The sequence below is a fragment of the Pseudogracilibacillus sp. SO10305 genome (assembly GCF_037072005.1).
GTDB lineage: Bacteria > Bacillota > Bacilli > Bacillales > Amphibacillaceae > Pseudogracilibacillus > Pseudogracilibacillus intestinigallinarum.
On record NZ_JAXHDE010000002.1, the window covers coordinates 116,307 to 140,159 of the forward strand.

The 23,853-nt window shown below is 37.2% G+C and carries 25 protein-coding genes; 7 read left to right on the forward strand and 18 right to left on the reverse strand.

What is annotated here, in order from left to right; all coding sequences use genetic code 11:
- Positions 1–47: 47 nt before the first annotated feature.
- From SPD45_RS03185 to SPD45_RS03235, 11 genes are all read right to left on the reverse strand, one after another.
- Positions 48–1,100, reverse strand: coding sequence for a TRAP transporter substrate-binding protein (locus tag SPD45_RS03185; protein WP_336266204.1), 1,053 nt, complete (start codon positions 1,098–1,100; stop codon positions 48–50).
- Between the two features lie 187 nt (positions 1,101–1,287).
- Positions 1,288–2,658 carry an NAD-binding protein gene (locus SPD45_RS03190; RefSeq protein ID WP_336266205.1) on the reverse strand — a complete coding sequence of 457 codons (1,371 nt, stop codon included), beginning with the start codon at positions 2,656–2,658 and terminating at the stop codon, positions 1,288–1,290.
- A 217-nt stretch (positions 2,659–2,875) separates the two neighbouring features.
- Positions 2,876–3,976, reverse strand: coding sequence for a methylmalonyl Co-A mutase-associated GTPase MeaB (gene meaB, locus SPD45_RS03195; protein ID WP_336266206.1), 1,101 nt, complete (start codon positions 3,974–3,976; stop codon positions 2,876–2,878).
- The gene (gene scpA / locus SPD45_RS03200; protein ID WP_336266207.1) at positions 3,973–6,123 is read right to left on the reverse strand and encodes a methylmalonyl-CoA mutase; all 2,151 of its coding nucleotides are present in this window, start codon (positions 6,121–6,123) and stop codon (positions 3,973–3,975) included. Before scpA ends, meaB begins: the two co-directional genes overlap by 4 nt.
- Positions 6,124–7,827, reverse strand: coding sequence for a methylmalonyl-CoA mutase family protein (locus SPD45_RS03205; RefSeq protein WP_336266208.1), 1,704 nt, complete (start codon positions 7,825–7,827; stop codon positions 6,124–6,126).
- A 402-nt stretch (positions 7,828–8,229) separates the two neighbouring features.
- The gene (locus SPD45_RS03210; RefSeq protein ID WP_336266210.1) at positions 8,230–8,427 is read right to left on the reverse strand and encodes a hypothetical protein; all 198 of its coding nucleotides are present in this window, start codon (positions 8,425–8,427) and stop codon (positions 8,230–8,232) included.
- 6 nt (positions 8,428–8,433) lie between these two features.
- Entirely contained in the window at positions 8,434–8,556 is a 123-nt protein-coding gene (locus SPD45_RS03215) for a hypothetical protein (protein WP_336266211.1), read from the reverse strand.
- 155 nt (positions 8,557–8,711) lie between these two features.
- Positions 8,712–8,918, reverse strand: coding sequence for a copper chaperone CopZ (copZ, locus tag SPD45_RS03220; protein ID WP_336266214.1), 207 nt, complete (start codon positions 8,916–8,918; stop codon positions 8,712–8,714).
- Between the two features lie 24 nt (positions 8,919–8,942).
- The gene (locus SPD45_RS03225) at positions 8,943–11,321 is read right to left on the reverse strand and encodes a heavy metal translocating P-type ATPase (RefSeq protein WP_336266215.1); all 2,379 of its coding nucleotides are present in this window, start codon (positions 11,319–11,321) and stop codon (positions 8,943–8,945) included.
- Positions 11,322–11,343: 22 nt separating this feature from the next.
- Complete coding sequence (locus tag SPD45_RS03230) at positions 11,344–11,637, reverse strand: metal-sensitive transcriptional regulator (RefSeq protein ID WP_336266216.1); 294 nt, start codon at positions 11,635–11,637, stop codon at positions 11,344–11,346.
- Positions 11,638–11,742: 105 nt separating this feature from the next.
- Positions 11,743–12,063, reverse strand: a complete 321-nt coding sequence (locus tag SPD45_RS03235) for a hypothetical protein (RefSeq protein ID WP_336266218.1) — start codon at positions 12,061–12,063, stop codon at positions 11,743–11,745.
- A 372-nt stretch (positions 12,064–12,435) separates the two neighbouring features.
- Between SPD45_RS03235 and SPD45_RS03240 the strand changes: the two genes are divergently transcribed.
- Genes SPD45_RS03240 through SPD45_RS03270 form a run of 7 tightly spaced genes read left to right on the forward strand, consistent with a single transcriptional unit; the run spans position 12,436 to position 16,520 of the window.
- On the forward strand, positions 12,436–13,356 hold the full coding sequence (locus tag SPD45_RS03240; RefSeq protein WP_336266219.1) for a metal ABC transporter solute-binding protein, Zn/Mn family: 921 nt from the start codon (positions 12,436–12,438) through the stop codon (positions 13,354–13,356).
- Positions 13,357–13,394: 38 nt separating this feature from the next.
- On the forward strand, positions 13,395–14,153 hold the full coding sequence (locus tag SPD45_RS03245) for a metal ABC transporter ATP-binding protein (protein ID WP_336266220.1): 759 nt from the start codon (positions 13,395–13,397) through the stop codon (positions 14,151–14,153).
- A gap of 11 nt (positions 14,154–14,164) precedes the next feature.
- Positions 14,165–15,004, forward strand: coding sequence for a metal ABC transporter permease (locus SPD45_RS03250; RefSeq protein WP_336266221.1), 840 nt, complete (start codon positions 14,165–14,167; stop codon positions 15,002–15,004).
- Positions 15,001–15,414: a Fur family transcriptional regulator gene (locus SPD45_RS03255; RefSeq protein ID WP_336266223.1), complete on the forward strand. Its 414-nt coding sequence runs from the start codon at positions 15,001–15,003 to the stop codon at positions 15,412–15,414. Before SPD45_RS03250 ends, SPD45_RS03255 begins: the two co-directional genes overlap by 4 nt.
- A 1-nt stretch (position 15,415) precedes the next feature.
- On the forward strand, positions 15,416–15,808 hold the full coding sequence (locus tag SPD45_RS03260; RefSeq protein ID WP_336266224.1) for a fluoride efflux transporter FluC: 393 nt from the start codon (positions 15,416–15,418) through the stop codon (positions 15,806–15,808).
- Positions 15,808–16,143 carry a fluoride efflux transporter FluC gene (locus SPD45_RS03265; RefSeq protein ID WP_336266225.1) on the forward strand — a complete coding sequence of 112 codons (336 nt, stop codon included), beginning with the start codon at positions 15,808–15,810 and terminating at the stop codon, positions 16,141–16,143. Before SPD45_RS03260 ends, SPD45_RS03265 begins: the two co-directional genes overlap by 1 nt.
- 17 nt (positions 16,144–16,160) lie before the next feature.
- On the forward strand, positions 16,161–16,520 hold the full coding sequence (locus SPD45_RS03270) for an SLAP domain-containing protein (RefSeq protein ID WP_336266226.1): 360 nt from the start codon (positions 16,161–16,163) through the stop codon (positions 16,518–16,520).
- 28 nt (positions 16,521–16,548) lie between these two features.
- Here the strand turns inward: SPD45_RS03270 and SPD45_RS03275 are convergent, their stop codons facing one another.
- From SPD45_RS03275 to SPD45_RS03305, 7 genes are all read right to left on the reverse strand, one after another.
- Positions 16,549–17,124: a dipicolinate synthase subunit B gene (locus tag SPD45_RS03275; protein ID WP_336266227.1), complete on the reverse strand. Its 576-nt coding sequence runs from the start codon at positions 17,122–17,124 to the stop codon at positions 16,549–16,551.
- A 1-nt stretch (position 17,125) separates the two neighbouring features.
- On the reverse strand, positions 17,126–17,998 hold the full coding sequence (gene dpsA / locus SPD45_RS03280; protein WP_336266229.1) for a dipicolinate synthase subunit DpsA: 873 nt from the start codon (positions 17,996–17,998) through the stop codon (positions 17,126–17,128).
- A 460-nt stretch (positions 17,999–18,458) separates the two neighbouring features.
- Entirely contained in the window at positions 18,459–18,638 is a 180-nt protein-coding gene (locus tag SPD45_RS03285) for a hypothetical protein (RefSeq protein ID WP_336266231.1), read from the reverse strand.
- 83 nt (positions 18,639–18,721) lie between these two features.
- Positions 18,722–19,300, reverse strand: a complete 579-nt coding sequence (locus SPD45_RS03290) for a nitroreductase family protein (RefSeq protein ID WP_336266232.1) — start codon at positions 19,298–19,300, stop codon at positions 18,722–18,724.
- Between the two features lie 77 nt (positions 19,301–19,377).
- Complete coding sequence (locus tag SPD45_RS03295; protein WP_336266233.1) at positions 19,378–21,759, reverse strand: transglutaminase-like domain-containing protein; 2,382 nt, start codon at positions 21,757–21,759, stop codon at positions 19,378–19,380.
- The gene (locus SPD45_RS03300; RefSeq protein WP_336266234.1) at positions 21,760–22,887 is read right to left on the reverse strand and encodes a DUF58 domain-containing protein; all 1,128 of its coding nucleotides are present in this window, start codon (positions 22,885–22,887) and stop codon (positions 21,760–21,762) included.
- Positions 22,888–22,889: 2 nt separating this feature from the next.
- On the reverse strand, positions 22,890–23,840 hold the full coding sequence (locus tag SPD45_RS03305; protein WP_336266235.1) for an AAA family ATPase: 951 nt from the start codon (positions 23,838–23,840) through the stop codon (positions 22,890–22,892).
- Between the last annotated feature and the right edge of the window lie 13 nt (positions 23,841–23,853).

Here is a 23,853-nt window from a genome sequence, read left to right on the forward strand (position 1 = left end):
ATTCTGCTACCCGATTGCATAATCGTCATGTACATATTCGCACGACGTTACTTTTGCTCCGCTTGTAATGCTTTTGCGCGATCGTATATTTCTTGACCTGGTAAGCCACGGTCATTCATATCTGCAATCCAATCTTCTATCGTTGGATTAATATATGTTGCCCATTCTTCTAATTCCTTTTCATCTAATTCATATATTTCCATACCGTTTTCTTCTGCTGCCTCTTGAGCTGCATTACCAACTGTATCATAGGAATCACCAGCTTTTAACGATAATTCCTTATCGAGTATCGTTTGTAATTGTTCTTGCGTTTCCTCGCCTAAATCATTCCAAACGTCTTCATTCATTACCGCATAAAATGTCGTTAAGTAGAAGTTTCCAACGGTTGCGTAATTGACAACTTCCCCTAAACTCCACGCATCTACCGCTTCCCAAGGTGCAATCGTTCCATCTACTACACCACGTTCCAACGCTTCAAAACTTTCATCCATCGGCATGGAAACAGGTGTCGCACCTAATGCTTCTAACCATTTATTCGTCATTGCTGATGGAGAGCGAATTTTCATCCCTTTTAAATCTTCGACACTTTTTACTGGTTTATCTGTCGTAAAAATTTGTCCCGGATCTGAAGTGAACACCCATAGTGGCACCATGCCATCGTATTCCTCATCAAATTCATCGAACTCTTCCATTAAATCATATAAAATACTTGATCCTTCATGTGCATTTTCTGCCATTTGTGGTAATTTCATCACAGATGATAGTGGAAATTCATTCGGTGTATAACTATGTACACTAACTGCAAGGTCCACTGCGCCAGTCATCACTGCATCTACTTGATCATCTGATGCGGCAAGTGTAGATCCTGGATACGAGGTTATCATCACTTCACCGTCCGTTGCCTTATCTACTTGTTCAATGAAACTTTGAATATATTCTTCCACGTGGTGTCCAGGTGACCAAACATTCGATAAATCTAGTTCGACTGTTGCCCCTTTTGCATCACCACTATTTTTAGAATGATTCCCACCATTCCCACTACATGCTGCAAGCAATAAAGCAGTAATAAGTGTTAAAACGATCCCTAACTTTTTTTTCATGCTGTGTTCTCCTTTATGATATGAATGAATGCAAAAAAATATGATATACATCGCTCTTATATTTATGCATACGTTTCATTATACTTATTTTTTGAAAATTTCATCTATTTAGCATCGGTTTATTCTGGCGCTTTTTAAACACAAAAAACTAGAAGTATCATGAGTTTTCTCATTGCTTCTAGTTTTTCTATAACTTTAGTATTTCTTTCGTTAATACATCCTTCAACGTCCCCATGCTGTACAACGTTTTTTCACTTTCTGTCGTGACAATTTTAAATGTATGGTCAATCATTTTATCCGAAAAATTCATAAAAATAGGTGTTTCCGGAAAGATTTCCGATAAGTCGATGCCTTCCATTAAATCGACATAATCTTCTTCTAAACAAATAAAAATATGCGTGAAATCTTTTTCATCGTTTTCAATTACTGTAACAAGTTCATCTGTTTCGGCATGAAATGGGATATGTTTCTGGTTGCCAATATACGCTTTTGTAGGAAAATCTCCTAACACAGTTAGCGATAACGGGACAGATGCATGAACTTTTTCATACATTTTTTCAGCCTCCGCGACCATTTCTGTTCCGATTTTTCCGTTACCGACAACTAATAGATCTAATCGTTCTGATTTCGTAAATAGATGCTCATGCTCTTGCCAAAATTTAACGGATAGCATATTGTATACATTGATCATTTCGACATGGAATGAAAATCCTTCCATATTTTCGATAAATGACGTTAATTCCTTTTGATAACGTACGTTTTCTAAATGGATAATTAATTTTTGTAATCGCATCGGCTTCTGTTGACGTTCTACAACATTTTCTAATTCCATTAATGTATATAAACTATCTTCATCTTTTTCTTCAAACAATATGACCGACTTTGCTTTATGGATGGCACTTTTTGAAAAAATCGTTTGGTCATGGATTGCCGTTTGTAAGACGATTACGCCCATTTCTTCTAGTCGTTGTATAGCATCTGTGGAGAAACTTTCGTCAATGACGACGACCGTCTCCCGATGATTTCGTAAATCCTCTATTAGTAAATGACTTTTTTCATGATAGCCAAAAATAATATGATGTTTCCCCAATCGTTGTACACGAAAAAGTAATATCCTCATTTCTAATGTTCGGTACATTGCAATGAAAACTGTCGATATCGTGTAAGATGCAGCAGACCAACGAGCAATTTCTAGTAATAGGGGATATTGCGTCGGGCTCGTTCCATCGACCGTAAATACATCTGCAAAATCAATTAAATAAAGGCGGAACGTAAAATATAAGGCATTTGACAATGAATGGTTATCAACAGATAAATGATAGAAACCGTAAAATCCAGTTATAAATGCTAGCATGAACAAAAATATATGTAATGCGTAGCGATATGTATAACGTAAAACTATCGGAAATCCAAGTAAATACAATGTAAGAATGATTGTGATCGGACCATCAATCGAATCGTCAACTGGGGCAAATCCGAATATGAGCGTGATCGCAACAATGATCGTTATATAATAATAAAGTGTCACATGTTTCCATGTCGATCGATTTTCCTCCATCATATACCCCTCCATTCCTATCCTTTCCTTTATTTTACATGTTTCATAGGGAAAGTTTCAACATTGTAAAGACGAAATAACGAAAGAGTAAGGTAATTTTGTTACCTCGCTTCATCTACAGCACCGTTTTATAAAGTGAAAATAGCGGCAGTAGAATTCTACTGCCGCCATTTGTCGTTCGTGCTATATTTCGTTATCGGTATTTCCCGACGCTTTCTTACTGTTCCTCTTGAAACAATAGCTCCATCGCTTTTGTCACCGGTAGTTCATCCGCTAAAATTTTTGCTTCTAACTGTGCTACCTTTTCTTTTACTCCATCACGACGGAAAAACTGTTCGACAAGTTCTTCATAAATCATATCATGAAACCAATTTTTCACTTGATTTTTACGCCGATCATCCCAATAACCAGTTTCCATCACTTTTTCTCGGAAATCATGGATTGTTTCCCACACTTCTTCATGTCCTGTTTTTTCATAAGAGGAGACAGGTAGTGCAGTCGATAACCACCCAGGTGTTGCTGGTTGTAAATAATGTAAAATTTGCTTAAATTCACGAGCCGTTCGTTTCGCACGGCGTACATTATCTCCGTCTGCTTTATGAACGATAATGAGATCTGTAATTTCCATGATCCCTTTTTTCATTCCTTGTAGATCATCCCCCGCACCAGTAATGGCGACCATTGCAAAAAAATCGACCATATTTCGCACGGCAATTTCACTTTGACCAACACCAACTGTTTCGATTAAAATAATGTCAAAACCTGCTGCCTCACATAAAAGCATCGTCTCACGTGTTTTCCGATGAACGCCCCCAAGCGTACCAGATGTTGGAGATGGACGGATAAATGCATTCGGATGATTCGTCAGTTTTTCCATACGTGTTTTATCCCCTAAAATACTTCCACCGGAAACAGCAGAGCTCGGATCAATCGCAAGAACAGCAACTTTATGTCCCTTATCTGCTAGCATCAGCCCAAACGTTTCAATGAACGTACTTTTTCCGGCACCAGGTACGCCACTGACACCAATACGAACACTTTCTCCCGTATATGGTAATGCCTTTTGGAGCAAATTTTGTGCTAGATCATGGTCACTTCGTTTCATACTTTCAATTAGTGTAATCCCACGTGCTAAATCATTTCTGGAACCAGCAGCAATCGAATGAAATAACGAATCGATATTGACAGATGTTTCTTTTTTTACAAAACGACGACGTTTTTTTCGTTTCATGCCGTCATGGGAGCTATGGATGCCCCCCATGACATGCAATGCACTATCTTTTTCCTGCGACTTGTCTTCGTTTTTTTTGTGGTTCATTCTTCCACTTCCTCGTATCCAAGCTTTTTGTAAATTTCTTCCAATATAATTTGCGATGCTACTGGAATAACTGTACCAGGTCCAAAAATCGCTACTGCTCCGCTTTCATACAATGCTTCATAATCTTGGGCTGGAATAACTCCACCAACGATAATTAAAATATCGTCACGACCTAGTTTTTCTAACTCTGCCTTCAATTGAGGTACTAATGTTTTATGTCCTGCTGCTAACGAACTTACACCGATGACATGTACGTCATTTTCAACAGCTTGTGCCGCTGTTTCCGCAGGTGTTTGGAAAAGTGGCCCGATATCAACATCAAATCCTAAGTCTGCATAAGAAGATGCAACTACTTTTGCTCCACGGTCATGCCCGTCTTGTCCCATTTTTGCAACTAAAATACGCGGTCTTCTTCCTTCATTTTCTAGAAATTCCTCTGTCATTCGTTGCATTTCTTCGATTTCCTCTTGGTTATCAAAATTTGAACTATATACACCGCTCACCGATTGAATCACCGCCTTATGTCGTCCGGATACAGCTTCAATTGCATCTGATATCTCTCCGATAGTCGCTCGAGCTCGCGCACAATCTACCGCACATGCAAGTAAATTCTTCTCACCTGTACGTCCTGCTTCTGTCAACTCTTGTAATAAACGTTGAACTTCTTGTTCATCTCGATTTGCTTTCATCGTTTCAATCCGTTCAATCTGTTTTTCACGTACAACTGTATTATCAATATCTAAAATATCAATCGGTTCCTCTTCTTCTAATTGATATTTGTTCATGCCGATAATCGCTTCTGTTTGAGAGTCAATTTGTGCTTGTCGCTTCGCCGCTGCTTCTTCTATTTTTAATTTTGGTAGGCCAGTATCAATCGCCTTAGCCATACCACCTAACTCCTCAATTTCTTCAATTAAATCCCAAGCTTTTTCCATTAACTCATCTGTTAATTTTTCCACATAATACGAACCACCCCAAGGGTCTGCCACATTCGTCATCATCGTTTCTTCTTGTAAGAACAATTGTGTATTACGTGCAATTCTCGCTGAGAAATCTGTCGGAAGGGCAATCGCCTCATCCAATGCATTCGTATGTAAACTTTGTGTATGTCCCATCGCTGCAGCATTCGCCTCGATTAATGTACGTGTCACATTATTGAATGGATCTTGCTCTGTTAAACTCCAACCAGATGTTTGTGAATGTGTACGTAACGCAAGTGATTTGGCATTTTTTGGATTAAATGTTTGCATCATTTGTGCCCACATACGACGTGCAGCACGCATCTTCGCAACTTCCATAAAATAGTTTTTTCCAATTGCCCAGAAAAACGATAATCTTGGAGCAAATGAATCTACATCGATACCAGCCTTCAATCCTGTTCGTACATATTCTAGCCCATCTGCTAATGTATATGCTAACTCGATATCTGCCGTCGCTCCCGCCTCTTGCATATGATACCCCGAAATAGAAATCGAGTTGAACTTCGGCATGAATTTTGACGTATATTCAAAAATGTCCGCGATAATTTTCATCGACATTTCAGGTGGGAAAATATAAGTGTTACGAACCATATATTCTTTCAAAATATCATTTTGAATCGTTCCCGCTAATTTTTCAGGTGGTACTCCTTGTTCCTCCGCTGCGATAATATAAAATGCCATAACTGGTAATACCGCACCATTCATCGTCATCGATACAGACATTTCATCTAATGGAATGCCGTCGAATAAAATTTTCATATCTTCTACAGAGTCAATTGCCACCCCTGCTTTTCCAACATCCCCATGGACTCGCTCATGATTGGAGTCATAACCACGGTGTGTGGCAAGGTCAAACGCAACCGACAGTCCTTTTTGTCCCATCGCTAAGTTACGACGATAAAATGCGTTACTCTCCTCCGCTGTCGAGAAACCTGCATATTGCCTTACAGTCCAAGGACGTGTTACATACATTGTCGGATATGGTCCACGCGTATTCGGGGCCACTCCCGCATAATCATGTAAATGCTCCAGATGCTGCACATCTTCCTTACGATACACATTTTTCACAGATATACCTTCGTTCGTTTCAACGGCTACCTCTTGTTCCACTTTTTCCATATCTGCCGTTAATTTCGGTTGGACATTTGTAAAGTTCGGCTTTATCATTTAACGCCCCTCCTTTTCTACAAAACTTTGTAAAAGTTGAAATTTTTCTAATTGATCTTGTCCTTTATATATATACCCATGGATTCCCTTCGCTTGCCATTTTTCTGCAAGCTCAGGTGCACATTTTCCTGCAACATCGATTTTTTTATTACCCGGGAAATGCTCTACAAAGCCATCGACAAATGTCTCTGTTTCCTTTGCAGACGCACAAATTATCGCATAATCAAATGAATTCTCCTTCGCCCATTTCGCCCCTTCTTCTGCTGTATTAAACGCTGGTTCAGCACTAACTTCAATACCACCTGCAGCTAAAAATCCTTTCGCAAAATCTGCACGAGGTTTGTAATCTTTTAACATACCGAAATTTAATAAAACAACATTTAGTTGATTTTCCTTAAAGTAGTTTCGGAAGTTTTCATAAGGTTCTGCTAGGCGATTTTCCACGACTAATGTCGGCTGATCATCTTCTATCACATTTTCTAAGTCTGCATATATATTCGTTCCAATTAATGACGCTTTATGTGTGCTTAATAACGTCAGTCGCTTTTCATGTAAGGAAGCAATTTTTTCATTATAAGCATCACTATTTACATATGCTAAATAGCCACCTTTTTCCTCTATCTCTAAAAATGCTTGCCAAGCTCTTTCCACTAACTGGTCTGTTAACGAATCAATATAATACGAACCACCAGCAGGATCTAACACATAATGAACAAACGTTTCTTCTTTAATAACGAGCTGTACATTACGAGCAATTCGTTCGGACTGTGGTGTAATCGCTGACAATACATCATGTGGATGGACCGTCACAACATCCGCTCCACCAAGTACAGCCGAAAACGCTTCATTTCCTGCACGAAGTAAATTTACATAAATATCCAGTTTTGAATATGTACGTAAAGATGTTTCTGTATAGATCATTGCATTCGGTGCTTCTTTCTCCCCATATGCTTCTGCTAATGTTTGCCATAATAAACGGAATGCACGAAGTTTCGCCATTTCCATAAAGAAATTCGTATCGATGGCATATCGCACGATGAAATCATTCGCAAATGCAGTAAAAGAATCATATTCCTCTAATTGTTCTGTCGCAATCGCTAACGTAAGCGCTAATTCCGTAACAATATCTGCTCCACGGTCATGATCTTCGACTAAATCTGCTACAACTGTACGAACATTGTCATAACCATTAGGCAAATCAATGTCATATCCTGTTACAGCACCTCGAACAAGGGCACGGTCAGATTCGTTAATATTATTGAAAACGGATAAAAAATCGTCATTACTATGTACCTGGAATGCATAAATTGGATATTTCGTCATGAGCGTTGCTAATTTCTTCAGTTGATCGTCTGTCCAAACGACCCCATGTGCTCCGTCATAAACAATTGCTTCGTTCCCTTTTTCAATGGCGACTATGGAATCTTCTAAAAATTTTGCACCATCTTTTGCATACGAACGTTGAGCAATCGTCCAGTTCTGGGAGCCGATCCCTTTTCGAATCGTTTTCAACATTGCATCATGTTTGTCTGCATATTGTCGTTCGAACGCTTCCTTTGTATATAATGGTTCAATGTCAATATCTTCTAATGTTTTTGTAATTAGTTTTTCAAATGGTAATCCTCGTAACGATGTTTCGGCAACTTCACGCCATTTCGCATCATCGATACGTGGAAAGGTCGTTTGCTTCATTTCTGAAATCATTTTTACCCACTCCTATCTGCCATTTATTATATCATTCCGATAAGAGCGTTTCCATCGTTGGATAGACTCTAAATTACCACTCACGTTCGCATTTAATGCACCTTGGCAATGAAATTTTACGATTGGAACGAACATTTTAGCAATTAAAACTTTTATGAAAATTTTCTTCTAATTTATTCGTTAAATGACATGTATGAAACTGCATTTGTTTATAGAATCAATGCCTGTGCCTGGCGCTTTGTTGCATTTGTTTTGTCGCTTCATTGCTTCCGTTCGGCCGTTCGTTGCATCTGTTTACCGCTTCATCACATCTATTTCCCGCTTCATTGCATCTATTTCTTGTTTCATTGCATCTGTTTCCTGCTTCATTGCATCTGTTTGCTGCTTCATCGCATCTATTTTTCACTTCATTGCATCTGTTTCTTGCTTCATCGCATCTATTTCCCGCTTCATTGCATCTATTTCCTGCTTCATTGCATCTATTTCCCGCTTCATTGCATCTATTTCCCGCTTCATTGCATCTATTTCCTGCTTCATTGCATCTGTTTGCCGCTTCATTGCATCCGCATCCCGCTTCATTGCATCTATTTCCCACTTCATTGCATCTCATTCTCGCTTCATTGCATCTGTTTCTTGCTTCATCGCATCTATTTCCCGCTTCGTCGCATCCGCATCCCACTTTATCGCTTCTATTATGTATATATTACAAAAAATGACACAGTGACGCATATTCGCATCACTGTGTCATCCTGACTGTTTTACTCAACAATCAAACTAAGTTACTTCCTTATAAATCGCTTCATTTTCCGCTTTGATTTATGTGTCAAAACTAAAACACTTTATCACATCTATCACGCAAAGAGTATTCATCGCATGCAATATTTTTACTCGACCACGTCATATCCTTGATCTTCAATCACTTCAGCTAATTGAGGAATAGTAATATTTTCTTCATCATATTTCACTTTTACTGTTTTCGCCGCTAAATCAACTTGCACATCTTCCACACCTTTTACGTTACCTAACGCACCTTTTACCGCTTTTTCGCAATGTCCACAACTCATACCTTCTACTTTTAATGTTACTGCCATTTTTTCCACTCTCCTTTATAACATTTATACTTTTATTCTCTTTAAACGTAAAGAGTTTAATACAACACTAACAGAACTAAATGCCATAGCCGCCCCAGCAATCCAAGGAGCAAGCAATCCGAACGCTGCAATCGGGATACCAACAGTATTATATCCGAACGCCCAAAATAAATTTTGTTTAATATTTTTAATAGTTTCTGCACTTAATCGAATCGCTTTTGGAATAAGCAATAATTCTCCACCTAAAATGGTAATGTCTGCAGCTTCAATGGCTACTTCTGTCCCTGTTCCAATCGCAATCCCAGTGTCTGCTATTGCAAGTGCCGGGGCATCATTTACCCCATCACCTACCATTGCAACATTTTTTCCTTCTGCTTGCAACTGTTTGATTTTCTCCGCTTTTTCTTCTGGTAAAACTTCCGCAATGACACGATCAATGCCGACTTGACGAGCAATTGCATTTGCTGTTCGCTCATTATCTCCTGTTAACATGACAAGTTCCAATCCTTGTTCATGTAAAATTGCCATCGCTTCTTTCGCCGTTTCTTTCACCGTATCAGCTACGGCAACAATTCCAGAAAACTCGCCATTTACCGCAATAAGCATTGCTGTTTTTCCATCTAGTTCCAATTGTTGCATATCATCTTCTACATGTGCAACATCAATTCCACGATCGTACATTAATTTTCTCGTTCCAACTAATACGTCATCTTCACCGAATGTCGCTTCAATTCCGTGACCTGCAATTGCAGCAAAATGATCTGTCTCTAAAAGTGCGACATCTCTTACTTCAGCATAAGACACAATCGCCGTCGCAAGCGGGTGCTCTGAACCTTTTTCAGCGCTTGCGACAAGTTGTAACACTCTATCATCACCAGTAAAATCTGTTAATTCTGGCGTCCCTTTTGTAATCGTACCAGTTTTATCAAATACGATCGTCGTTAATTCATGTGTCCGTTCTAAATGTTCGCCACCTTTAAATAAAATACCATTTTCGGCACCTTTACCAGTACCGACCATAATCGATGTCGGTGTCGCTAACCCTAATGCACATGGACACGCGATAACTAAGACAGCAATCGCCGCGGTTAATGCCGACTCAAATTCCCCTGGTGAAACGAACATAATCCAAATGATAAAAGTGATAACGGCAATTCCAACAACAATCGGTACGAAATAACCTGAAATAATGTCTGCCATACGTTGAATTGGTGCTTTATCCCCTTGTGCATCTTCTACTGCTTTTACAATCGAAGCTAATGCAGTATCTTTTCCGACCTTTGTCGCTTCCATTTCAATGGTTCCATTCACATTTATCGTCGCACCAATCATATCGGCCCCAACTTGTTTCTCCACTGGGATTGATTCTCCCGTTAACATCGATTCATCGACAGCAGTCGTTCCTTTTAAAACAACCCCATCGACAGGCACCTTTTCACCCGGTTTAATGACTAGAATATCCGATACGACCACTTCTTCTAAAGGAACCATCGTCTCGACACCATCTCGTAGTACACGTGCTTCTTTTGCTTGCAACTGTAATAACTTCGAAATAGCTTCCGTCGTTTTCCCTTTTGCTCGTGCCTCTAAATATTTACCGAATAAAATTAACGTAATTAAAATCGCACTCGTTTCGAAATATAAATGTGGTTCATAAGATGTCCCAATCGTTTTAATCGCTTCATATAAACTGTAAAAATAGGCCGCACTCGTACCTAATGCGACAAGTACATCCATATTCGCATTACGTGTTTTTAAATTTTTATATGAACTAACATAAAACTGCCACCCGATAATAAATTGAACGGGTGTCGCGAGCGCAAACTGGAACCACGGATTCATAAAAATCTCTGGCAATGTCATACCAAATAAATGATCTAACATCGTAATTAATAATGGAACAGATAAAATGGCCGACATAATTAATATACGCTTTTTCTTTTGTAGTTCTTGCTCTTTCTTCGAGCGCTGGTCTTCTTTCGACTGTTTAACTGTCGCACTATATCCAAGATTAGCTACCTTTCCAATAATATCTGCTTCATCTACCATTCCAGCATAAAATGAAACTGATGCGGATTCGGTTGCTAAATTCACTGTTGCCGTTTCCACCCCAGGCATTTTGTTTAATACTTTTTCAATTCGACTAGAACAAGTTGCACAAGTCATTCCTGTAATATCGAACTCTTCTTTTTCCACTTCGACACCATAACCAATTTTCTCAATTTTCCCGATAATGTCTTCTGGTGTCACTGTACCTTGATCATATTGTACTTTCGCCGATTCTGTCGCTAAATTTACTTGTGCTTCGACTGCATCCATTTTGTTCAATACCTTTTCCACACGACTGGAACATGCCGCACAAGTCATTCCTGTAATATGGAGTGATAATTCTTTCTGTGCCATCTTAATCTCCCTTCCAACTTCCTTATTTTGAAAATTGTTTTACCACATTGATTAATTCCTGAACTGAAGCTTCTCCATCTCCTGATTCAAGCGCATGAATGACACAATGATTCGCATGATCTTCTAACAACGAAAACCCGACTTGTTTGAGAGCTGCATTGATGGCGTTAATTTGAATAATGACATCTACACAATAACGGTCTTCCTCAATCATCTTTTGAATCCCCCGTACTTGTCCTTCGATTCGTTTTAATCTTGTAATTACTTTCTTTTTTTCGTCATTCTCTCTCGCTTCTACACGTTTCTTTTCTTCCATACCGTTCCCTCCTTTACATCCATTATACTATACCCCCCTATCCTATGTAAACTATAAAATAAAAAAACTAGTACAGGAATTTTCCTCTACTAGTTTTTCAAATCATTATAGCGTAAAATCTGGCTTATATAATGTTAATTTCGCTTTTTCTTTTTCGATGACTTCTCCCGTTAATACGTGGATGAATGGAGATGCTTCATCAAACCAACTATCTGGCGCTTCATGACCCCAGAATGTTTGACGTGTTTTGTCATGTACACTCCAACGTTTCGGTTCGAAATCTCCGTCACCTGTGAAATAATCTCCGAAATAAAACTCGATACGGTGCCCATCTGGATCACGTAAATATAAGAAAAACGCGTTCGATACGTTGTACACGAGAACCTTTTTGTAAGTCGTAACATTGTAATAAACTTTCCACTTCATCCATTTCCGCATATAATTCTAACGATAACCGTGACACATCTTGGACTCGTAACGCAGGGCTACCACGTGTTGTTCGCCCTTTGGTACCCATTTATATGCAAGATTATTTTTCTTCACGACTTTTTCAATGTCAGCTAAATCTATCACATGTAAAACCGCTCTACCTATGCTCGTATTATCTTATGTTATTTGTGTAACCATCAAGTCTGCATGCCCTTTTATTTTACATCGATTGATTAAATAATAAATTAAATCATAATACGCTTCTCTCTTTCACCCGTTCAATATAAAAAAATTCAAATCGTAATCATTCCTATTTACAAATCGTAATCATTACGATACAATGAACGATAGTAAAAGGAGGATTATCTCTTGAAAAAAATCGTACTATCCATAATGGCTAGCTTGTTTCTATTCGGCTGCTCCAATGAGGCACCTAAAAAAGAAACAGCTTTAACTATTTATACATCTATTTATCCTGTGCAATATGCAACAGAACAAATCACTGGAGATCTTGCAACCGTCGAATCTTTATACCCACCAGGAGTAGATGCCCATACATATGAACCGACAACGAGGCAATTAACGCATATCGCTCGAAGCGACTTATTCATTTATGTCGGGGCAGGCATGGAAAGTTTTGCAGAACGAACAGAAGAGGCTTTACAACTAGAAGACACAAACTTCCTTGAAATCGGCGAAGATGATTCCATCTTCCGTGAAGCTGATGAAGCCCATGAGCATGACCATCATGATCACGGACATCACCATAATTTAGATCCACATATTTGGTTTGATCCACTCCGAATGATCGACATGGGAGAAAGGATTAAAAGCCATTTAAGCGCATTGTATCCAGAGCATGAAGCAATTTTTGAAGAGAATTTTTTACAATATAAAGAAGACTTAGAAGCACTTGATGCCCAATTTACGAACACATTAAAAGAAAAAACAGAAAAACAAATGATCGTCACACATGCTGCATACGGATATTGGGAAGAACGTTACGGTATCGAGCAACTTGCGATTAGTGGTATTTCATCAAGTGATGAACCTTCCCAACGCGAACTCGTTGCGCTAGTGAAGAAAGCAAACGAACTTAATTTACGTTATATCGTCTTTGAAAAAAATAGTTCTAATCATGTTGCATCGATTATTCAAGAAAATTTAGATGCGAAAGATGTATACATTCATAACTTAGAAACATTAACAGAAGACGATCTCAATATGGAGCGAGATTATATGTCCATAATGCAAGAAAACTTACAAGTATTAGATGAAATTACAAAATAACACATACTAGAAAATGAACTATATAAGGAGGTATTGCTTTGTCAGACACAGTCATCCGTTTGGAAAACATTAGCTATCAATATGAAGCGAAGCCTGTATTAGAAAATGTAAATTTAGAAATTAAACGTGGCGACTTCATGGGACTTGTCGGTCCAAACGGTGGGGGAAAAACAACACTTATTAAAATTATTTTAGGATTATTGAAACCAGATACTGGTAAAGTATTTTTACTCGATCAACCAATCGATCATTTTCACGATTGGAATCGGATCGGTTTTGTTTCGCAAAAAGCAAACACATTTAACAAAGGCTTTCCTGCGACAGTATATGAAGTCGTCGCAATGGGCTTAACAGCAAAAATCGGGTATTTTAAATTTTTCCGTAAAAAAGAAAAAGAGAAAATTTTAGCTGCCATTGATGCAGTTGATATGGGAGCATACACATATCAAAATATCGGCAACTTATCTGGTGGACAACAACAACGAGTCTTCATTGCCCGCGCACTCGTGAATGAACCTGAATTACTTATATTAGACGAACCGACTGTCGGCGTCGATCACCAAAACGTGGCACGGTTTTATGACTTACTACACAAATTAAATATAGAAAATAATTTAACCTTATTACTCGTCACACATGATACTGGGGCAATGACCGAACACGCGACAAATATCGTTTGTTTAAATAAAACATTACACTTTCACGGGAAATCTGCAGAATACTCTGCTCTCTCCCCTGAACAATTATCAGCAATTTATGGACATCCAGTACAAATCGTCGTCCATGACCATGAATAATGGAGGTTCTTATGATACAAGACATACTACAATTTGATTTTTTACGTCATACATTTTTAACAGGGATTATTATCGGCATTATCGCTCCATTGCTCGGTACGTTTCTAGTCGTCCGCCGTCTTTCTTTACTAGCAGATGCACTTTCCCATGTTACATTAGCAGGAATTGCATTCGGATTATATATGGAGAAACAATTTTTACTGCCAATCAATGCCGTCTATAGTGGGATGGGCTTTTCCATTATCGGTGCCATTTTAATTGAAAAATTACGCTCCGTTTATACGGCATACCAAGAAATAGGTATACCAATCATATTAAGTGGTGGAGTTGGGTTGAGTGTTATTTTCATTTCATTAGCAAATGGATTTAATACAGATTTATTTAACTTTTTATTCGGATCTGTTTCTGCAGTTAGCCGACTTGATTTTTACACGATTGTCGGTATAGCCATTTTTGTGATTGTTTTAATTATTTTATTTTATAAAGAACTTGTCACATTATCTTTTGATGAAGAACATGCGACCGTTTCAGGTATTCACGCAAAAAGGATTCATTTTTTATTCATTATTTTAACAGCGCTCGTCATTGCAGCCTCGATTCGGATTGTTGGTGTATTACTCGTTTCAGCTTTAATGACACTTCCAGTTGCGAGTGCGATGCGTTTTGCTGTAAGCTTTAAACAGTTAATCTTTTATTCGATTATTTTTGCTGAAATTGCCGTCATTACAGGACTTATTTCAGGTTACTATTTAAATATCCCACCAGGTGGGACAATTGTTGTCGTTTCTATTCTAATCTTGCTTATCGCTTTAAGTATGAATACACTTCGTAAAAGGAGTCGAACAGTATGAATGTGAAAGAAGCTATTCAAACATTACAAAAACATGGATTTAAAATGACGAATCGTCGAGAACATATTTTACATTTTTTTGCAAAAGAGGATAAATACTTCACCGCAAAGGAATTATATACGTATATGGAAGCAACATTTCCTGGAATAAGTTTTGATACTGTCTATCGTAATTTACATTTATACGATGATTTAGGTGTGTTAGAATCGACAGAATTAAAAGGGGAAAAACATTTCCGCATGAATTGTGGAACGACGCACCATCACCACTTCATTTGTAATGCTTGTGGCAAGGCGAAGAAAATTCATTTATGCCCGATGGATGAGGTAGAGCGTATTTTAGGAGCATATAAAATTGATGGCCATAAGTTTGAAGTATACGGCTTATGCCCGACATGCCAGAGTGCTTAAAATGCGACTATATATTGCAGTTGGAATAGGAGGAATGATTGGAGCGAGCCTCCGCTTCCTCCTCTCTTCTTTTATCCTATTTGAATCATTCGGGTCTTTGCCTCTTGCCACATTTTTTGTTAACATTACTGGTGCATTCATTTTAACGTTTATTACATTTTCACCAGCGATAAAGAATGCTTTTTCTAAAACGACTTTTACCGCTCTTACTACTGGACTTATCGGTTCATATACGACTTTTTCGACGATCATTGTAGAAGCAATCGAATTATCCTTTTCAGAGATGAACATTGCCATCCTTTATATAATTGGAACGGTTTTGTTTGGACTACTCGCAAGTCTTCTCGGCATCATTGCCGCTACAAAAATGACGAAAGAAAGAGGCGAGTCATAATGTTACTTCCAATGTTATATGTTAGTATTGGAGGATTTTTCGGTAGTATCGCACGGTTGTTTCTTGCAAACATATCGAATTCATCCCCCATCGGAACATGGATTGCCAATATTACTGGTGCAGTATTGTTCGGATTTTTATTACAAATGGAGCTTACAAATGCGTTATTTTACATACTTACCATTGGCTTTTGTGGTGCATACACAACATTTTCCACATTCGGTAAGGAAACGATGGAATTTATTTTGAATGATCAATATGGACTTGCTTTTATTTATGTCCTAAGCTCTTTCATCGTTTCACTCGGAATCGTTTATTTCATTTATATCGCTTAGAAAGGAAGATAAACACGATGCAAAAATTGTTTTTTGAAGATGCTTGGGAAAGAACGATTAGTAAACAGGACCATGATAAAATTTGTGATGTTTTTTCTAATTTGCAAATTGATGCAGGAATTTCATTTACATTTTTATGGGAAGCGGTCAATCATCATGGCGATCTCCTCGTTACGACGCTCATTCATAACAATGAAAAGGCGTCCATGGAATTAAAAAATATTTATATGAAATATGTACATGATACTGTTACATACGCAGACTATTTTACTGTGCCTATTGTCATTCCGGCACACCACTCTATGCCATGGACATTCATTTTCACCAAACAAACAGAAGGAAAATGTGATGATACAACTTACGTCATCAAAAAATAAAGGTTGGGATGAATACCCAACCTTTATTTTATACTAACAATGGTTGAAATTGCTTTCCTTTTAATGCCGCATCCATCGTTTCCTCTATAAGATGAAAATGAGCCACTAATGAATTTGGCTTTCCTTCTATATCATCTTGCCCAAACGGGACAAAATAAACATTTTTCGCATTTAATAATGTACCAATGTTTTTACCGTTCGCACTCAATCCATCATTGGTTGCAATCGCTAAAACAATCGGTTTAATATTTCTTAACTGTGCTTTGCATGCCATCGTCACTGTCGTATCTGTAATGGCATTCGCTAATTTTGCCAACGTATTTCCTGTACAAGGTGCAACGATGATTGTATCAAAATTCATTTTCGGACCAACTAATTCTGCCTCTACAATCGTTTCAATAATGTCATTTCCAGTAATCTCTTTCATTCGCTTTCGCCAATCTTTCGCCTTCCCAAATCTCGTATCAAAACTGCTCGAGGCTTCTGACATAATCGGAAAAAGTTCGATATGATCGTTTTCCGCTAATTTTTCTAATTCATTTAATACGACTTCAAAATTACAAAATGATCCTGTCAGCGCAAACCCTACTCTTAACTTCCCCATTTTAACCCTCCAGCTTTTTCATTGCATTTTCAATTGTTTCTTTCATATATTTCGCAGCACTTTTCGGTGCAACTTTCCCAGGTAAACCTAACGCTTGTAACGGTGTAACATGTAACGTTTTTGCCGCTTCTAAATCAATACCACCGGGATGTGAAGCCACATCAATAAGCAATGCATCCTTTCTTATATTGACCAACTTCGACATTCCAATAATTTGCACTGGAATCGTATTAACGATCACATCCATCTCTTGAAAAATTGTTGCCATCTCGCTTATATGAATTGGTCGGTAACCAGCCTGAGTGATCCAGGCAAAATCTGCAGATTTTCTCGCTCCAACCGATACATTTGCCCCCATTTGCCGAAATAAATGTGCAAGCACTTTTCCAATTCGACCAAATCCAAGCACAATGATGTTTGCTCCATGAATCGTCGTCGGTAATTTTTCCATGACGAGTTGTATCGTCCCCTCCGCTGTCGGGATTGCATTTTTCACTTGAAGTGCTTCATCATGGAAATAATCAACTATTTGAACATTTGCTTTAGATGCTTTTTCCATCCACTTTTTTTCAATATGCCCACCAAATAAAATTTGATCATTCTTCATTTCATTGATGATATGATCTATCGCTATTTTTTCGTTACATAATGGCGCATTTAAATTACCCACTTTGTTCGCAAACGGTAATGGCCCAATTAAAATTGGTACACCATCCATCGCCGCTTGTAAATTTTCTGCGCGCTTACAATGTTGAACTTCTTCGTCAAACCCGAAAGTCGTCACATCATAATTATCTTGCTTAAACATTTCCGCTAAATACACACTTCTTTTATCTCCACCAAGAAACGTTATGATTCGCTTTGTCAGTCTCATCCCTCCAAGCTCTAAACTTCCATCGCTATAACGTATGAAACTATTTGCAGTTCGTGTATGTCAAGTGCTTAAAAGTATTTGGAGTTCTTTATGGATAAGGGGACTAGATGGAGCTTTCGCGGGAGTCATGCTGATACATAACGGGGCTTGGATAGTTTCATCATTGCAAGGGAAGTTCGGTTGTACGCAGTTGTGGATGAAATTGGTGTTTTCAGTTTTTTGTAGTAGTGTGAGGGGTTGAACTGGAAAAATTCCTTTGAGCTTTGTCGGTGATGGTAGTATGGCGTGGGCTTGCGTCCTTGAGATTTGATTTTTCGTGATTTCGAGGACGGTAGAGCGGGCTTGCGTCCCTGAGATTTGATTTTTCGCGATTTCGAGGACGATAGAACGACCCAGCGTCCTTGAGATTTCATTTTTTCCGATTTCGAGGACGGTAGAACGACCCAGCGTCCTTGAAATTCTAATCTTCCCCGATTTCAAGGACGGTAGACTCGCCCAGCGTCCTTGAGTTTTGATTTTTCCCGATTTCGAGGACGGTAGAACGACCCAGCGTCCTTGAGATTTGGTTTTTCGTGATTTCGAGGACGGTAGAGCGGGCTTGCGTCCCTGAATTTCTAATCTTCCCTATTTTCATGGACAATAGAACTCTCCCCAAACACAAACCAAAATACAAAATAAAAATGACTATGTTCATCTCTAGGATAAACATAGTCATTCATACTTTTATGCAAATTTCCCTTCAAATACGAAAGATTCGATAGGCTTTCTATCTGATGGGACTTCGCGTTGCTGATTACGCTCAGACAATAATGTAGTTGGGTCATGATAACCAACTGCAACAACCGCATTAATATCATATTCGGCTGGGACTTCTAGTAATTCTCGTGCTTTTTCCTTGTCAAATCCACCCATACCATGTGTAATTAATCCTTGTCGATATGCTTCTAAGCTAAGGTATCCCCAAGCTGTTCCAGCATCAAATGCATGCCACGGATTTGGATCGCCCTCTTCATTGCGAGTCTTTTTGGAAATAGCTAACACGAGTACTGGTGCTCGCTTACACCATTCAACATTATTTTCATTAATGAAAGATAAAAATGTTGCACGATCTTCTTCCTTACGAGCAACGATATAATTCCACGGTTGCCAGTTTGCCGCAGATGGTGCCCATCTCGCCGCTTCAAAAATTGCATTTAACTTTTCTTCTTCTACTTCTTTCGTTGAAAACGCACGTGGCGACCAACGATTAATATATGCTTCATCAATTGCATATGCTGCTTTTCGTTTTGTTTGAACTGTCATCTTCCATGCTCCTTTTCTCTACCATACAACTTTAAGCATAGTAAACATTTTCCATCCGTTCAAAATATATGCTCAACTTATAAAGATTTAACATCGATAAATTTAATCTTCAACTTTGTAAATAAACCTTTCGATTCCATAATATTTTTTCGTGATTGTTCATAAAAATGAATCATCTCACTTCTTGCTTGTTCACCCAGCTGTTCTTTACTATATATTGCTAATTGATGTAGATTCCAAGCTCGTTCAAAATATTGAAGATATTCATTACCATAGATAGATTCAATCAAAGGTAAATACGTTTCAATTGAACCATTTTCTATATTTACCTGGTCATATTTTAAAAGTTGGACAACGTTAACAAAAATTTGTGGTATGACAGTTTTCACATCACCTGTTTCGAAAGTCGCAATAAATTGTTTCAATTTTCTTCGACGATACATTGTATAAACAACATATGTAACAAGACATAATAAAAGGATGATTGATACAAGAATAACGATCCAAATAATCCAATGTAACTTTTCTGTTGGTTCATTATTCATATCATCTAATTGTGAATCATCTTCTATTTGTTGTTTTGCCTCATTAAAGCTATCCTCAGGTTCTTCATACATACTTTCCAAATCTGTATTAGAAATACCAGATGGATAATCTGATAAATCTATTTTTTCCATTTTATCTTCAAATCCGGGAGTTGTTTCAATAGGAATCCAACCAATTTCATCTATGTAGATTTCTGTCCACGCATGTGCATGTGATCCATCTACTTGTATTTTTTCATACGGATCCACATCATTCACTAACTCAGGTGGAATAATATACCCTTCTACATATCTAGCAGGTATACCAAAATAACGGAACATAGTAGTTGCTGCAGTAGCAAAATGAGGAGCATATCCTTTTCGCTCATTTTCCAATAAATACATTAAAAAATCCTTATCCATCGGGAATGATTGCACATCTTCATCATATTCAATATTTTCTTTTAAATAACTCGTAATTTTGTGGATGGCCCATTCATATGGAACATGTTCTTTTTCGTCCTCTTGATTCACTGTTCCTATATGTGTTTCCAATAACATTTCAGTTGTTTCTGGAAGCGTCGTGTAAGCATCATATACAAAATCATTATAATAACTTTCATATAATAAATAGTTTTGTACTTCCTCCATATCACGATTCTCATATAATGAATTTGCTAAAGATGGATATTTTGTTAAAGACACATCACTTGCATGATACGTATAATTCCGCTCACCAAAAAATGACTTCGTTAAAAAGCTTTGTTCCAATTCTTGTAATGTATCATAAATTTCCTTTGGCGCACTTTTTATTTCATACGGAGTATACATATATTTACTATTAGCATGTTTATTTTGAACAGTGACATTATTTCCTTCGTCTGTTTCCACTAACATATTCGAAATTGTATGTAATTGTGTTAAAGGATGAAAACCATCTTCATTTAACCAAAATAGCATATCAAATGACTCATCATATATTGATGGATCTAAGGACTCCCATTTTTTATTAGTATATGTTGCACCGACAAATCCACGTAAATATTGGGAAGATGGGTTTGACATTATGATTTCTAAAGCTACTTCCTCATTTATTTTTAACGGTTGGAGTTGTGTAAAATTACCAGTAGGAAAATTATTCGTCCTCTCCTTCTCATAACGAATTTCTTCCCATTTCGTTACTCCTTTTTGTTCTATCAGTTGCACAAATGCCGGTTTTTCATACGATACTTCTGGATGTATGCTCTGCACCGACAAAAATGTAATACAGGCCAATAAAGCACCCAATACAAATAATAAAGCGACTTCTTTTACCTTCGCCTGTTTCGCCATCGAAAAAACGATAAATACGATACATAAAACTGAATAAAAAGTTGTCTCTACCCACTTATTAGGTGATAAGTCTATCGTTATATTTGCTAACATAGCACTTAATAAAATCAAATATAGTAACCATTTCGACCGTATTTTAACAACTATATAACAAAATAAACTGATACCGAGCATTGCATACACTGAAAATATTTGTGTCGCAAAGATGGCGCTATTCCCATCTAATCCTACTTCCATTGGACGGAATATCTTTCCAGTATGTAACGTTAATTCATGTGCAATCTGTTCATATATAATGAATAAACCATTCATTATGAAACGATGTAACACAATAAAGACAACAATACTTAATATAGAGGAACCAATTGAGATCCATCGCTTTAGAACAGTGTTTTTAAATGGTATATATATAAATAATATACATATTTCGCTTACAATAAACGCTATAAGAAAATTTGTTGTAAGTTGAAATGTTTGGATAACATATAATAAACTAGCAATAAATAGGAGCTGTTGTATTATAAATATCTGATATGGAAACTTCTCATCCATATGATTAGCTGTATGAATGAGTTGTATATTTTTTGATTGTTGCTCACTCATTTATACCGCTCCTTTATTCATACTTTGTTTGGATTGTTCTAACCAATCTTCCGCTATAATTGGAATATAATTTGTTTGGATGTTTTCTTTAATAGATTGTTTATTATATTTAGTTGTTACATGATAAACTATTACACTTTCATGTTCTTTTTGAATATACGCCTCATACGATGTTGCTTTAAAATCTCCTCTAGGAACACTTAACGTTTCTCGAATTATACGACCCATTGCATCCTTTCCATACATCAGTTCCATTTGCAATTGTTTAATTCCTTCATCATACCAACCGACATATATTTGTTTTTCTTCCTCTACAAAATACTGTAACAATGAAGCAAAAGTATCCATCATTTGATCGATTGTATTTATTTGTTCTCCTGAATCTTCCATATTTAAAGAAGTTTCTAACAATAGTACAATTCGTTCTTCTCGAACATCCGCTAACTCTTTTATCATTAATTCATCCAACTTAGATGATAATTTCCAATGAATTTGTTTTACATGATCACCAGGAACATACTCTTTCAATGCAATCATCTCTTCCTGTACATCCCCTTTTCGTTCAGAAAAAAATATAGCAGCTTCAGCCATTTCCTTCGTTGCATATACACCATCTACATTTCCCTCAACAACTGTAGGCATATATGCTATTTCCGTTCTAGCATTTGGAGTTGTATTACGTTTAAATAAACGAAATAAATCTTGTACACGTATATTCTTGACCTTTATATCTATTTTCCCACAATGTTCACTATAAATTTGAAAGGAAATGTTTTTGGTTGCATAACTGAATAATGATGTTGTAAATTCCTCTTTTGTTATTTCATTTGTTAACTTATTTTGAATTAATAATGTACAACAGATATATGGTAATGGCAAAAATGATTTATTTTTCAGTTGTATTGTCATACTACTATTCGTACGTTTTTTGGCAATTGCTTGGGACATTATATCAATTTCTACTTTATCTTTTATTAAAATACCATATATACAAGTAACAATCGTTAAACAGATGAAAAAATAAAATAAAAATAATGCTGTATAAGAAGATGAAAAAACATAGAAAAATACCACAGTTATCCATAATATAATAAACACAATTCTTGATAGTAATATACGCTGTTTCATTTTTATTTGCCCATCTCATGTGAAATCAGGTCTGGTGTTTTTACCGATTGCAAAATTTCCTGTAACATATCTATATCTTGTTCATACGTTAACTGAGCTTTTTGATCCATTACAATACGATGTTTACATGTCTCCATAAACAAATCAATGACATCTTCTGGTGTTACAAAAGTACGCCCATCTACATATGCTCTCGCCTTAGCCACTTTACTTAACGAAAGAGCACCTCGGGGACTGACTCCTTGCACGACATGTTTATGGTTTCTCGTTGCCTCTATTAAATAAGTAATATAAAATAAAATCTCTTCTGCTACATGTACCTGTTTTACCTCTTCTATCATTTGTAAGAGTTCCCGGCGAGATACAACACCTTGTATATCCTCTAATGGATTTGTTGTTTGACGATCTCTTAATATAGCAACTTGGCTGTCAAAATCAGGATAGCCGATACTAATCTTCATCATGAATCGATCAAGTTGAGATTGTGGCAATGCTTGTGTCCCAAACGAACCTAATGGGTTTTGAGTCGCAATAACATTAAACGGTTTTGGAAGCTGGTACGTTTTTCCGTCAATTGTTACTTTCTTTTCTTCCATTGCTTCTAATAAAGCAGCTTGTGTTCGACTCGATGTACGGTTAATCTCATCAGCCAAAATTAAATTGCTCATAATCGCGCCTTCTTGAAACACAAATTTTTCTTGTGCTCTATCGTATAACGTAAATCCAATAATATCTGACGGTACAACATCAGGTGTAAATTGAATTCGGTTAAAATCTGTTCCTAATACTTTGCTAAACGCTAAGGCAATCGTTGTTTTTCCAACTCCTGGCACATCTTCTAACAAAATATGTCCTTCTGCTAAAATTGTCATCAAAACTTTCTTTAGTTGCTGTTCTTTCCCTTTTACTACCTTTCCAACTTCTTGTAAAATAAGTGACACTTTATCTTCCATAATGAAAACCCCT

Coding starts and splice junctions, on each gene's coding strand:
- SPD45_RS03235 (WP_336266218.1), bottom strand. CDS start 12,063: ATGAAGTGGAAAGTTTATTACAATGTTACGACTTACAAAAAGGTTCTC.
- scpA (WP_336266207.1), bottom strand. CDS start 6,123: ATGATAAAGCCGAACTTTACAAATGTCCAACCGAAATTAACGGCAGAT.
- SPD45_RS03305 (WP_336266235.1), bottom strand. CDS start 23,840: ATGGAAGATAAAGTGTCACTTATTTTACAAGAAGTTGGAAAGGTAGTA.
- SPD45_RS03230 (WP_336266216.1), bottom strand. CDS start 11,637: ATGGAAGAAAAGAAACGTGTAGAAGCGAGAGAGAATGACGAAAAAAAG.
- meaB (WP_336266206.1), bottom strand. CDS start 3,976: ATGAACCACAAAAAAAACGAAGACAAGTCGCAGGAAAAAGATAGTGCA.
- SPD45_RS03255 (WP_336266223.1), top strand. CDS start 15,001: ATGAATGTGAAAGAAGCTATTCAAACATTACAAAAACATGGATTTAAA.
- SPD45_RS03215 (WP_336266211.1), bottom strand. CDS start 8,556: ATGCGTCACTGTGTCATTTTTTGTAATATATACATAATAGAAGCGATA.
- SPD45_RS03265 (WP_336266225.1), top strand. CDS start 15,808: ATGTTACTTCCAATGTTATATGTTAGTATTGGAGGATTTTTCGGTAGT.
- SPD45_RS03275 (WP_336266227.1), bottom strand. CDS start 17,124: ATGGGGAAGTTAAGAGTAGGGTTTGCGCTGACAGGATCATTTTGTAAT.
- SPD45_RS03295 (WP_336266233.1), bottom strand. CDS start 21,759: ATGAGTGAGCAACAATCAAAAAATATACAACTCATTCATACAGCTAAT.
- copZ (WP_336266214.1), bottom strand. CDS start 8,918: ATGGCAGTAACATTAAAAGTAGAAGGTATGAGTTGTGGACATTGCGAA.
- SPD45_RS03210 (WP_336266210.1), bottom strand. CDS start 8,427: ATGAAGTGGGAAATAGATGCAATGAAGCGGGATGCGGATGCAATGAAG.
- SPD45_RS03300 (WP_336266234.1), bottom strand. CDS start 22,887: ATGAAACAGCGTATATTACTATCAAGAATTGTGTTTATTATATTATGG.
- SPD45_RS03185 (WP_336266204.1), bottom strand. CDS start 1,100: ATGAAAAAAAAGTTAGGGATCGTTTTAACACTTATTACTGCTTTATTG.
- SPD45_RS03250 (WP_336266221.1), top strand. CDS start 14,165: ATGATACAAGACATACTACAATTTGATTTTTTACGTCATACATTTTTA.
- SPD45_RS03270 (WP_336266226.1), top strand. CDS start 16,161: ATGCAAAAATTGTTTTTTGAAGATGCTTGGGAAAGAACGATTAGTAAA.
- SPD45_RS03260 (WP_336266224.1), top strand. CDS start 15,416: ATGCGACTATATATTGCAGTTGGAATAGGAGGAATGATTGGAGCGAGC.
- SPD45_RS03225 (WP_336266215.1), bottom strand. CDS start 11,321: ATGGCACAGAAAGAATTATCACTCCATATTACAGGAATGACTTGTGCG.
- SPD45_RS03190 (WP_336266205.1), bottom strand. CDS start 2,658: ATGGAGGAAAATCGATCGACATGGAAACATGTGACACTTTATTATTAT.
- SPD45_RS03290 (WP_336266232.1), bottom strand. CDS start 19,300: ATGACAGTTCAAACAAAACGAAAAGCAGCATATGCAATTGATGAAGCA.
- SPD45_RS03205 (WP_336266208.1), bottom strand. CDS start 7,827: ATGATTTCAGAAATGAAGCAAACGACCTTTCCACGTATCGATGATGCG.
- dpsA (WP_336266229.1), bottom strand. CDS start 17,998: ATGAGACTGACAAAGCGAATCATAACGTTTCTTGGTGGAGATAAAAGA.